The organism is Candidatus Clostridium eludens (genome assembly GCF_045310515.1).
Lineage (GTDB): Bacteria > Bacillota > Clostridia > Clostridiales > Clostridiaceae > Clostridium_B > Clostridium_B eludens.
On the sequence record NZ_JBJHZX010000017.1, the window covers coordinates 93,779 to 104,729 of the forward strand.

Consider the following 10,951-nt stretch of genomic DNA (forward strand, 5'->3'; position numbering starts at 1 on the left):
TTTTATAATTAATTTTATAATACAATTTATTTTATATACTATAAAAACTATTGATTAAAGATAATGTACATTATATAATTTTTATATTGTTAGATATAACCTAAACTATTATGAACAGGAGAACAATTAATGAAACAACATTTCCTTTCTAGAACCGAACTATTGTTCGGAAAAGAAGCTATAGAAAAATTGAAACATAGTACCGTAGTAATATTTGGATTAGGTGGTGTGGGCAGCTTTGCACTGGAAGCTCTAGCAAGAGGAGGCATAGGTCATATTGTTATAGTAGATGATGATACTGTTTGTTTAACAAATATAAATAGACAGATACAAGCAAATTTACATACAATAGGAAAGTATAAAGCAGACCTTTTAAAGGATAGAATCTTAGATATAAACCCTAATTGCAAAGTAGAGTCTTATAAAATATTTGTAGAAGAAAATAATATAGATCATATTATACCAGATAATGCCGATTATGTGATAGATGCTATTGATACTATATCTTCAAAAATATCTCTAGTAGTATGGTGTAAAAATCACAATATAAATATAATTAGTTGTATGGGTACTGGAAATAAACTAGATCCTACTAAATTTAAAATATCCGATATTTATGATACAAAGATATGTCCTCTAGCTAAAGTAATGCGACATGAGCTTAGAAAGCGAGAAATAACAAACTTAAAAGTATTGTATTCAGAAGAGATTCCCAGAAAGCCTAAAATAGAAGAGGTAATAACTTGCAAAGAAGGTTGTGTTTGCACCGGTGGTTCAAAAAAATGTTTGGTGAAACGCCAAATACCTGCAAGTAATTCTTTTGTACCTCCTGTTGCGGGAATGATAATAGGCGGTGAGGTAATTAAGGATATACTGTCATTAAATTAATTTTTAATATATCTTAATTAAGCTATTATAAGGTTCAGATGAATAAAAACATTCCTTATGAGTAAAAACCCTACCTGAACCTTATAAGGACTTACAAAAGCACCAAATAGAGTGCTTATCCCCCACTTTGAAGAAGCTGGGTGCAGCTTCCTAAACATATTTATTCAGGATAATTAAGATTTTTTTCACTAATGTTATTTAGCACATCTTCTAAATATTTTTTTGCCAAATATTTAGCCATTGGTAAATTCATGTCAAGATAGTTTCCACAATCTCTTGCTGACGCACCTGGAACTTCACCATTATATTCTGCAATAAATTGAAACATCTCTTTAACCAAGTCTATAATTTCCCTTGATTCAAATTCCTTATTATCCCCTAGTAATAAATATAACCCTGTTCTGCAACCCATAGGTCCGAAATAAACTATTTTATTGCCATATTCACTATGATTTCTCAAAAAGGTTGCCCCCAAATGTTCAATAGCATGCAATTCAGCAGTATTTATTACCGGTTCAAAGTTTGGTCTTGTCATCCTAATATCAAATGTAGTTATTACTGCCCCATTAATATTATCTATGCGTGAAACATATATTCCAGGCAGCAGCTTCAAGTGATTAATTGTAAAACTAGTTATCTTCTCCATATTTATTCTCCATTCTATTTTTATTGTTATAATTTCTAATATTTCTTCTCTTTAGTTTCTTTTATAATTATATTATATATTTTTGTGTTTTTCTAATTTTTTTGGTTTACTTTCTTTTTAATTTACATAATAGTTATAATGTAAATTAAATTGTCTATAAAAAATAAATATCATTAGTTTATAAAATACTAACAATATTTATACTCTGAGGTTCATTTTTTTTCCCAAAATAAACAAGATACAAACATTCCTATTATCATTACACCTAGTATGGTTTCTGTCATAACTAAAACCCGTACAATCATAGAATTAGGTAAAATATCGCCATATCCCAGTGTAGTCATAGTAACAGCGCTAAAATACATGAAATTCCATATAGGGTATTTAAAATTTCCGTTCACTATAGCCCTCAGTACTAAAGGACTATCATCTAGAAAAGATATAGAATTCTCCATAAGTTTTGGAAAATAAAAATTTAAAGGATAATAAAAATAATCTTTTCTAAAAAGTTCATTATGTAGTAATGGATAATCATTTACCCAAAGGTATTTAATATCTACCCTTTCAAATTTATTCTTATCATTCTTTTTATAACTTTTAAACTCTTTATATTTCTCCTCTTCATTTATTTTATAAAAACATATTTTTAACTTATAACTATTGAATTTACTGCTTACTTTATCTTCTCCTAAATTTTCTACACTAATATGTGTAATACCTTTACTTTGAAGCAGCATGTAATAATAATTGGCCCAATTTTCCCCTAAAATTTTGTCAAAAGCAAATATATTTACAGAAAAAGAGGAATTCAAAGTTTCTAATTTTGCAATAGGCCTCTTATATTCATTAGAAGCTATTAAATACTCTATGGTATTTTTAAATTCTTTACTATACATGGGAATATTCAAGCTTTTTCTGAAAACTTCCACTTTTGTATTCATATTTATATCATTTTGAAATATAAAGAATTCTCCATGAGAGTCATTTGCAATATGCCAGTAAATAAATCCAAATGAAAACAATATACTTATATAGGATAATGCCAGTATAAATAAAATAGTTTTCTTTTCAAGTTTATGTAAACCAATAAACCATCTCATAACATACCTCTACTAAAATAGATATATATATTTATACTGGCATAAACAGTTTATTATCACATTTAAACAATAATTTTTTATACTTAGCCATAATATTTTTTATTGTAACCTTGTCAATTTGCTAACACTTTCAATTTCTGCAAAGCGAAGGTGTTAGCAAATTACTACACTTTTAAATGCTTTTAATTTTCTATTTAATTACAATAATCCCTTATATAATCATTAAAATCCCACAGATGCAAGAAACGTTCTGCACTGTTATAACCTGAGGTAAATAGTTTTAATCTTATTTCTTTAGATATACTAAACTCTGTAGCCTTAACCCCAAGAGTTGGAATAAAAACAGTTCTAACTGCATATTTGTCTTTTACATATATATCCTCATTCTTATCTAGCATAGTTTCCATTATATCAAATAAATATGAAATGAAATCAGTTCTTTTAGATTCCTTGTAGCTTACATCATTCTTTACCAGTTTAAAGCCTATAGTAGGCCATGCCGGAACTTTTTCTTTTTCTGTATCAAATATCCAAATAGGGAAATTACTAAGTATACCCCCATCAACTACATAACTGCAGCCTTCTTTATGGTAAAATTTTACTGGTTTAAAATATAAGGGTATACTAATGCTCATTCTCACTGCCTCGGATATTTCAAATTTCATAGGGTCTATCCCATAATTCTTTATATCATCTGGCAATATCAACATAGTTTTTTTTGTTATATCTGAAGCTATTATTTTAAGAGGGGATTTTCCATCTACACTTATATCTCCAAAAGTTAGCTTACCTTTTTTAAGAATTAATTCTCTTATATATTTTTCTACAGCATCTGAGGAATATATACCCTTGTCTTTAAAAAATGAAATAGATTTTCTAAGCATAGGAAGTTCCCATATTTTTTTCTTTTTAAAAAACATTTTTTCGTCTAAATTTATCATTATATCTTTCAATTCTTCTCCTGTATATCCTACTGCTAAAAGCGCAGCTATTATTGCCCCCGCAGAAGTTCCTGCAAACCTATTCCATTTGTATCCCATCTTTTCAAAATAGCATACTGCTCCTATAAGACCTATTCCTTTCATTCCCCCGCCTTCAAATACAGCATCTGCTATCAATAAAATCACCTCAATAATATAAATATGTAAATGGACAAAAATAAGCTACTAAAAAAAACTGAATATTATTTAAAATAAGTGGAAAAATATATTTATATCTTAAATAAGGAGGATGGTAGAATGAGAATTGAACTCCACTATAGGGGTATAAAAAATGCCAATATAGCCATAAAAGAACTTAAACTTAACGGTTTTACTAATACTGCTCTGGATTTAAGTGACAATTATATAGATATGGATACTATTGATAATTATAATTCAGAAATAAATTTTTCGAATATAATAAATTCTGGAGGTTTCCCGTATAATTCACATCCTGGAAGTCCCATATTGGGTGGTTTCGGCAGTTTCAGAGAACTTGAAAATACATGTTATAAAGTAATAATTGATTCTGATTTTATTACTACCGATGATATCAGCAAGTTAAATCAGATTGTAAAAGAAACTGGTGGGGAAATTAAGGGATCCATTTCACCTTCGCCGTCCAGCGAAATAACTGAACCTGAATTTTTACTTTAGCCGTCTGTTTTAATGATTTTTAGTTTACTTTAAGTTTTATATACATAATATTTATTATTTATACTAATTGTATATACTTCAAACAACAAAATATCCTGTTAATTATCAAGTGATTCTTAGGTTTAGATGGAGTTTACTTATAAGGATGACTCTCTCCAGCTGAACCTTATTAACAGTATTCTTAGTGTCTTCAGCACTTAGAATACGTTATCCTTTAGGGGAAGAACTTATCCAGGCGCGTAGCAGTGCTTATCCCCCACTTTGATAGAAAAGCAGAGAACCAAAATTTTTAATTTTGTGTGAATCGCTTTCACAGAGTGCGATGGGGGTGTTAGCAATGGTAGCGATCGGATAAAAAGGAACTAGAATCCTCAATGATATTCTAGTTCCTTTCCTCTCTTGAAATTACAAGGGCTGCTGCTCCTATAACACCCGCATCTGTTTTCAAAAATGCTGGAAGTATTTTTGTATTATCGCTTACAACTTTAAAACATCTCTTTCTTACCACTTCTTTTATCTTTTCAAAAACAATTTCCCCTGCTTTTGAAACTCCCCCGCCTATTACTACTACTTCTGGATCTAAACAAGTGATTACATTAGCTACACATATACCCAGGTAATTTAAAGCTGTATTTAGTATATCTTCTGCTATACTGTCCCCTAAGTTAGCTTCCTTAAAAACTTCTTTTGAAGTTATGTGTTTATATAGGGAAAGTGAAGTATTATATCCTTTCTTTACAGCCAGTCTTGCTTCTCTTGCTATAGCAGTTCCCGAAGCAAGTACTTCTGCACATCCAAAATTACCACAATTGCAGAGAGGTCCGTCTCTTTCCAGCGTCATATGACCTATTTCCAGTGCATTTTTTGTATTTCCCCTATATATATGTCCATTTAGTATGGCTCCTCCCCCTATTCCTGTGGAAACAGTTATAAATACCATATTTTCAGTTCCCTTTCCAGCACCAAACATGTATTCACCCATAGCTGCAGCATTTCCATCATTATCTAAGAATACAGGAATTTTAAAACGATTCTTTAGAGGTGTTACAATATCAAAATTTTTAAAAGGTAAATTAGGAGTATATATAATCTGTCCTTTATCTATATCAAGTGGTCCTGGAGCACCTATTCCCATACACACTATTTTTTCGCCGCTGACTCCACAATAAATTACCTTTTCTACAGCTTCTATTATGCTGCTTAATATATGTTTTTCTCCCAATTCTGCTTTTGTAGGCAAAGTATGCTTACATATTATTTTCCCTTGAAAATTCACTAATGCAGTACATATTTTAGTGCCGCCTAAATCAACTCCTATTACATATCTTTCTTTTAAATCTTTCAAATTAAATTTCCTCCAGACAATCTAATTTATAAATTCTAGTCTCATAAGGCTTTAGTATAAATTCTGTTATGCAGCTCTCTTCATTTACATCATAATTTCCTAATAATAAATTTGAAAGTTTTAGTTTTATTTTATCATATTTATATAATACCTCTTCTCTACTTAAATTACATATTACAATAGCTTTTTCACTTTCTAAACTTCTAATATATGCATATACTTTGTCATCGTCTTTTAAAATCAGTTCATAGCCCCCGTAAATAAACACCTTATGCTCCTTCCTGATACGAATCATTCTTTTATAAAAATTCAGTATAGAATCGGGCTCTCTTAGTTCATTTTCTACATTAATTTTCCTGTGATTTTCATTTACCGAAAACCACGGCACACCTGAAGTAAACCCTGCATTTTTAGTATTATTCCACTGCATAGGGCTTCTAGAGTTATCTCTAGAAGATGCCCATAATATTTTAAGTATTTCTTCTTTTGACATTCCTTCTTTTAATTTGTCATAATAAAAATTTCTACTTTTTATATCATCATATTCTTCAATATTTTTTAATTTTATATTAGTCATACCTATTTCCTGTCCTTGATATATAAAAGGAGTACCTTTCATGAAAAAATACATAGCGGCAATACAGGTAGCACTCTCTCTTAGATGCTGTCCTTCATCCCCTAGGATAGAAACAATACGAGGTAAGTCATGATTTTCTATAAATAGTGCATTCCATCCTTTGTTCTCCAGTACCTTCTGCCATTTAGATAGAATTTTTTTTATATCTAATATGTTCATTTTACAGTATGACTTCAATTCAAATAAATTCAAAAGTTCAAACTGAAATATCATATTAAATATTCCATCTTCTTCATTTACCCAAAGGGGTGCTTGTTCTGCAGTAACCCCATTTGCCTCTCCTACAGTAACAATACTGTATCTATCAAAGGTCCTTTCTTTAAGTTCCTTTAAATAATAAAAAATCCCCTGAACGTTAGTATACTTTTCAAAAGCATCTGCATATCTCTCCCCTTTAACATCTGGTATCCTTTTATCCAGCATATCTTTTTTAATATGGCTTATAGCATCTATCCTAAAACCATCCACTCCTCTTTCAAGCCACCAATTTATCATATCATATATTTTCTCACGCATTTTACTGTTTTCCCAATTTAAATCTGGCTGATTTTTAGAAAACAAGTGAAAATAGTACTCTTCAGTATTTCTATCATATTCCCAAACAGAACCTCCAAATATACTCTTCCAGTTACTAGGTTCTGCATTTTTCACCCCCTGTTTCCATATGTAAAAATTTCTCTTTGAATTATTCTTACACTTTCTTGATTCAATAAACCATGGGTGCAAATCACTAGTATGATTTATAACTAAATCAATTATAAGTTTCATATCACGTACATGAACCTGCCTTAAAAGCTCATAAAAATCATCCAGCGTTCCAAATTCTCTAGAAATATCCATATAATCGCTAATATCATAGCCATTATCACAATTAGGGGATTTATACATGGGAGAAATCCATATTGCATCAATGCCTAAATCCCTTAAGTAATCCAATTTTGAAATTATACCTTTTAAATCTCCTATGCCATCTCCTGTAGAATCCATAAAACTTCTTATATATATTTCATAAAAAACTGCTTCTTTCCACCAAAATCGTTCCATTATAATACACCTCTTATAATATTATAGTATGACATATTATATACTTCTTTAGTATATCCATTTTTTATTATGTTAAAAAGTAAAATGAATCTTCAAATGAAGGCATTAAAAAAAGGTATCCCAATAACTTAGATATCTTTTTTTAAAAAATTTTCGTTTAACTTGTCTTTTAAAAACAATAAAATTATTATGTAATAATATTGAATTTTATTATCAATTATATATCTATAAAAAAGTTCATCAGCTAATTATCTACTTTATACTTCCCTAACTATAACCTTTTGTGCCATTCCCCTTCCAAGTGCAAGTCTCGTTTCCCCTATTTTTATGATTAGAGGCCCTTCATCATTTCTAACCATTTGTATAACTATCCCCTTATTCAATCCCATCTCTATTATTTTTTTGCATATACGTTCACTGCCTTGTATATTATTAATTTCAGCATATCTCCCTATAGCCACGCCATTTAATGGCATCATAACATAGCACCTCTTTCATTTACATTTTTATTTAATAATTTAAATTACAGTTTTAAAATACAAAAACAACTAGGTAAACACCACCCAGCTGTTTTTGTATTTTAATGTTGATGATTTTCAGATTTATTGCAGCCAGAGCAACCGCAGCCACAACCACTGCCCCCTTTACGGGACTTATAAGTCTTATATCCAGCAAATCCTATTATGCCAAATAAAATTACTCCAACTATAACTGTAGACATATCATACCACCGCTTCCTGTTTTTTAGAATCACTAACCTTATTATTAACCTTAACAGGTTTTCTAACCAAGAGGTAAATCAATACACCAACTAGAACAATAGCAACAGCTGTACCTACGCCAAACCTACCACCTGTAAATAATGAACCTAGCTGATATACAATCAATGCAATAACATAGGCAAATCCAGTCTGATAACCAATAGTAGCCCATGTCCATTTTGCTGAGGCCATTTCGTTACGAACTGCACCAATAGCAGCAAAACAAGGAGCACATAATAAGTTGAATATAAGGAATGTGTAAGCCGAAAGAGGAGTAAATGCCGTTCGAAGAGTACCCCAAACCTGTGCACCATTTTCGCCTGCATCAGCAAAACCATATAGAATACCAAAAGTTCCCACAACATTTTCTTTAGCTATTAATCCAGTTATTGAAGCCACAGAAGCTTTCCAGTTATCCCACCCAAGTGGAGCAAATAAAGGTGCAAGTACATGTCCAATACTAGCAAGTATGGATTGTTCTATATCCACCATTTTAAAAGTCCAGCTAAATGAGCTTAATAACCAAACACCAATAGTAGCAAGGAGTATTACAGTTCCTGCCTTCTTAACAAATGCTTTTGAACGCTCCCAAGTATGAATGAGAACACCTTTAGCACCCGGTACATGATATACTGGGAGTTCCATTACAAAAGGAGCCGGATCTCCTGAAAAAATCTTTGTCTTCTTTAGAATAATACCTGAAATAATAATAGCGGCAATTCCTAAAAAATATGCAGAAGGCGCAACCCACGCAGAGCCTGGAAACAAAGCTCCTGCAATTAAAGCAATAATAGGTATCTTTGCACTACAAGGTATAAAAGTGGTAACCATAATTGTCATTCTCCTATCAAGCTCATTTTCAATGGTTCTACTTGCCATAATACCAGGAACGCCACAGCCTGTCCCGATAAGAATTGGAATAAAAGATTTTCCTGACAATCCAAATTTTCTAAACAATCTATCCATAATAAATGCAATACGTGCCATATACCCGCAATCCTCAAGTAATGCAAGACATAAGAATAATACCATCATTTGGGGAATAAAACCAAGTACAGCGCCTACACCGGCAACAATACCATCTAGGATAAGAGAATTAAGCCAGTGAGCAGTACCTATAGATGTTAAGAAATTTGCCACTGCATTAGGTACAATATCAGTAAACAAAACATCATTTACCCAATCTGTCATCCATGATCCTATTGTGGAAATAGAAAGATAATAAACAAGGAACATAATTCCAGCAAAAATAGGTAAAGCTAGAATACGATTGGTTACAATTTTATCAATCCTATCGGAAATTGTTAGTTTAGTTCTATTCTTCTTATGAACAGTTTGTTTTACAACTTTGCTTATATAAGAATATCTCTCATCTGTAATAATACTTTCACTATCATCATCAAATTTTCTTTCACATTCATCTATAATACCCTCTATGCGTTCTTTTAAATCATCTGGAAGAGTTACCTGCTCCTCTACTTTCTCATCCCGTTCGAATAATTTTATAGCAAACCAACGGGCATTTAGACCATTTAAATTACCTTTCACAATATCTTCAATTTCCCATAGAGCACTTTCTACTGTCTTTGAAAAAGTATGGCCTGGAGAAGAAACAGCTTTTACTTTGGCAAGCTCTATTGCTTTTTCCGCTACTTCTTTAGAACCAACACCCTTTAATGCAGATGTTTCAATAACTTCACAGCCAATAGCTTCTCCTAATTTCTTTATATTTATAGTATCTCCATTTTTACGAACCATATCAATCATATTTATAGCCATAACTACAGGTACACCAATTTCCATAAGCTGCGTAGTAAGATATAAGTTTCTCTCAATATTGGTACCATCAACAATATTAATAATACAGTCTGGCTTTTCATTAATTAAATAATTTCTTGAAACTACTTCCTCCAGAGTATAAGGAGAAAGAGAATATATACCAGGTAAATCTTGAATAATAACATCTTTGCGGCCTTTAAGTTTACCTTCTTTCTTTTCCACAGTAACACCAGGCCAATTGCCCACGTACTGGGAACTGCCTGTTAAATTATTGAACATAGTTGTCTTACCGCTATTTGGATTACCAGCAAGAGCAATTTTAATTGACATTTACATCCCTCCTAATTGGTGTCAATTGTTTCAAACTTATAGTTTTTAATTAAGTATTAATCTAACTGACCTCCACTATTAAGGCTTCTTCTTTTCTGAGACTGAGCTCATAACCTTTTACATTAATTTCTACCGGATCTCCAAGAGGAGCTACCTTACGCACATAAACTTCAGTACCCTTAGTCAAGCCCATATCCATAAACCTTCGTTTAATGGCACCTTTTCCATGCACTTTAACAATAGTGACTGTTTCACCACATTTGATGTCCTTTAATGTTTTCATGTGTCTACCTCCTTTCCTGTTACTAATATGCTATACAATAATCCTCTTTGCCATAGATTTATTTAAGGCAATACGGGCATCTTTGACGTTTACAATAAGATTTCCGTACATCTCAGCTACTACAGTTACATTCTCCCCAAGAACAAATCCAAGATGCTCCAGATGGCGACGAGTATCATCATTACCTAAAATATTTTTAATACTGCTTGTTTCTCCTACTTTTGTCATTGTAATTGGCATCATAATATACTTCCTCCTCTTTTACAAATTTTACAAAAACCATAATAAATCTTATTTATTTTCTAAGCCATTTTTCATTAGCTAAAGTTATGATAATGACATTCAATATCACCTATTATTATTTATTATAATACACTATTTTTTTTTTGTAAACATTGTATATAAAATTGTTATTTTTTTTTCAAAAAAATCATCACCACCCGTAAAACGGGTGGTTTGCTCAGCCCTATAAGGGCATGTTACTGGCTGTGCTACTCGCAC

At 31.3% G+C, this 10,951-nt stretch carries 12 protein-coding genes; 2 read left to right on the top strand and 10 right to left on the bottom strand.

Annotation, left to right across the window (positions count from 1 at the left end):
- Nucleotides 1–129: 129 nt before the first annotated feature.
- A complete protein-coding gene (locus ACJDU8_RS12665; protein ID WP_406792509.1) occupies nt 130–888 on the top strand; it encodes a tRNA threonylcarbamoyladenosine dehydratase in 759 nt (252 codons plus the stop codon).
- Nucleotides 889–1,048: 160 nt separating this feature from the next.
- Here ACJDU8_RS12665 and ACJDU8_RS12670 read toward each other — a convergent pair whose 3' ends face one another.
- The 3 genes from ACJDU8_RS12670 to ACJDU8_RS12680 all read right to left on the bottom strand — a co-directional run bounded on the left by ACJDU8_RS12670 (nt 1,049) and on the right by ACJDU8_RS12680 (nt 3,752).
- The gene (locus ACJDU8_RS12670) at nt 1,049–1,534 is read right to left on the bottom strand and encodes an S-ribosylhomocysteine lyase (protein WP_406792510.1); all 486 of its coding nucleotides are present in this window, start codon (nt 1,532–1,534) and stop codon (nt 1,049–1,051) included.
- Between the two features lie 212 nt (nt 1,535–1,746).
- On the bottom strand, nt 1,747–2,634 hold the full coding sequence (locus ACJDU8_RS12675; protein WP_406792511.1) for a potassium channel family protein: 888 nt from the start codon (nt 2,632–2,634) through the stop codon (nt 1,747–1,749).
- 194 nt (nt 2,635–2,828) lie between these two features.
- Nucleotides 2,829–3,752 carry a patatin-like phospholipase family protein gene (locus ACJDU8_RS12680; protein ID WP_406792512.1) on the bottom strand — a complete coding sequence of 308 codons (924 nt, stop codon included), beginning with the start codon at nt 3,750–3,752 and terminating at the stop codon, nt 2,829–2,831.
- A gap of 120 nt (nt 3,753–3,872) precedes the next feature.
- Here ACJDU8_RS12680 and ACJDU8_RS12685 point away from each other — a divergent pair, with 120 nt between their 5' ends.
- Nucleotides 3,873–4,271 (top strand): hypothetical protein, encoded by a 399-nt coding sequence (locus ACJDU8_RS12685; protein WP_406792513.1) that lies wholly within the window; start codon nt 3,873–3,875, stop codon nt 4,269–4,271.
- A gap of 382 nt (nt 4,272–4,653) precedes the next feature.
- Here the strand turns inward: ACJDU8_RS12685 and ACJDU8_RS12690 are convergent, their stop codons facing one another.
- The 7 genes from ACJDU8_RS12690 to ACJDU8_RS12720 all read right to left on the bottom strand — a co-directional run bounded on the left by ACJDU8_RS12690 (nt 4,654) and on the right by ACJDU8_RS12720 (nt 10,690).
- The gene (locus ACJDU8_RS12690) at nt 4,654–5,616 is read right to left on the bottom strand and encodes an ROK family protein (protein ID WP_406792514.1); all 963 of its coding nucleotides are present in this window, start codon (nt 5,614–5,616) and stop codon (nt 4,654–4,656) included.
- Nucleotide 5,617: 1 nt separating this feature from the next.
- Nucleotides 5,618–7,297, bottom strand: a complete 1,680-nt coding sequence (locus ACJDU8_RS12695) for a glycoside hydrolase family 13 protein (RefSeq protein WP_406792515.1) — start codon at nt 7,295–7,297, stop codon at nt 5,618–5,620.
- A 257-nt stretch (nt 7,298–7,554) separates the two neighbouring features.
- Nucleotides 7,555–7,776: a FeoA family protein gene (locus ACJDU8_RS12700; protein WP_406792516.1), complete on the bottom strand. Its 222-nt coding sequence runs from the start codon at nt 7,774–7,776 to the stop codon at nt 7,555–7,557.
- Nucleotides 7,777–7,877: 101 nt separating this feature from the next.
- Nucleotides 7,878–8,018, bottom strand: a complete 141-nt coding sequence (locus ACJDU8_RS12705; protein ID WP_406792517.1) for a FeoB-associated Cys-rich membrane protein — start codon at nt 8,016–8,018, stop codon at nt 7,878–7,880.
- A 1-nt stretch (nt 8,019) separates the two neighbouring features.
- Complete coding sequence (gene feoB, locus ACJDU8_RS12710; RefSeq protein ID WP_406792518.1) at nt 8,020–10,167, bottom strand: ferrous iron transport protein B; 2,148 nt, start codon at nt 10,165–10,167, stop codon at nt 8,020–8,022.
- A 61-nt stretch (nt 10,168–10,228) separates the two neighbouring features.
- Complete coding sequence (locus tag ACJDU8_RS12715) at nt 10,229–10,450, bottom strand: FeoA family protein (RefSeq protein ID WP_406792519.1); 222 nt, start codon at nt 10,448–10,450, stop codon at nt 10,229–10,231.
- Nucleotides 10,451–10,480: 30 nt separating this feature from the next.
- A complete protein-coding gene (locus ACJDU8_RS12720) occupies nt 10,481–10,690 on the bottom strand; it encodes a FeoA family protein (protein ID WP_406792525.1) in 210 nt (69 codons plus the stop codon).
- Nucleotides 10,691–10,951: the final 261 nt, after the last annotated feature.

Excerpts from the sequence above, each read along its gene's own strand:
- ACJDU8_RS12665 (WP_406792509.1), top strand. The coding sequence starts at position 130 with ATGAAACAACATTTCCTTTCTAGAACCGAACTATTGTTCGGAAAAGAA.
- ACJDU8_RS12670 (WP_406792510.1), bottom strand. The coding sequence starts at position 1,534 with ATGGAGAAGATAACTAGTTTTACAATTAATCACTTGAAGCTGCTGCCT.
- ACJDU8_RS12675 (WP_406792511.1), bottom strand. The coding sequence starts at position 2,634 with ATGAGATGGTTTATTGGTTTACATAAACTTGAAAAGAAAACTATTTTA.
- ACJDU8_RS12685 (WP_406792513.1), top strand. The coding sequence starts at position 3,873 with ATGAGAATTGAACTCCACTATAGGGGTATAAAAAATGCCAATATAGCC.
- ACJDU8_RS12695 (WP_406792515.1), bottom strand. The coding sequence starts at position 7,297 with ATGGAACGATTTTGGTGGAAAGAAGCAGTTTTTTATGAAATATATATA.
- ACJDU8_RS12700 (WP_406792516.1), bottom strand. The coding sequence starts at position 7,776 with ATGATGCCATTAAATGGCGTGGCTATAGGGAGATATGCTGAAATTAAT.
- ACJDU8_RS12705 (WP_406792517.1), bottom strand. The coding sequence starts at position 8,018 with ATGTCTACAGTTATAGTTGGAGTAATTTTATTTGGCATAATAGGATTT.
- feoB (WP_406792518.1), bottom strand. The coding sequence starts at position 10,167 with ATGTCAATTAAAATTGCTCTTGCTGGTAATCCAAATAGCGGTAAGACA.
- ACJDU8_RS12715 (WP_406792519.1), bottom strand. The coding sequence starts at position 10,450 with ATGAAAACATTAAAGGACATCAAATGTGGTGAAACAGTCACTATTGTT.
- ACJDU8_RS12720 (WP_406792525.1), bottom strand. The coding sequence starts at position 10,690 with ATGCCAATTACAATGACAAAAGTAGGAGAAACAAGCAGTATTAAAAAT.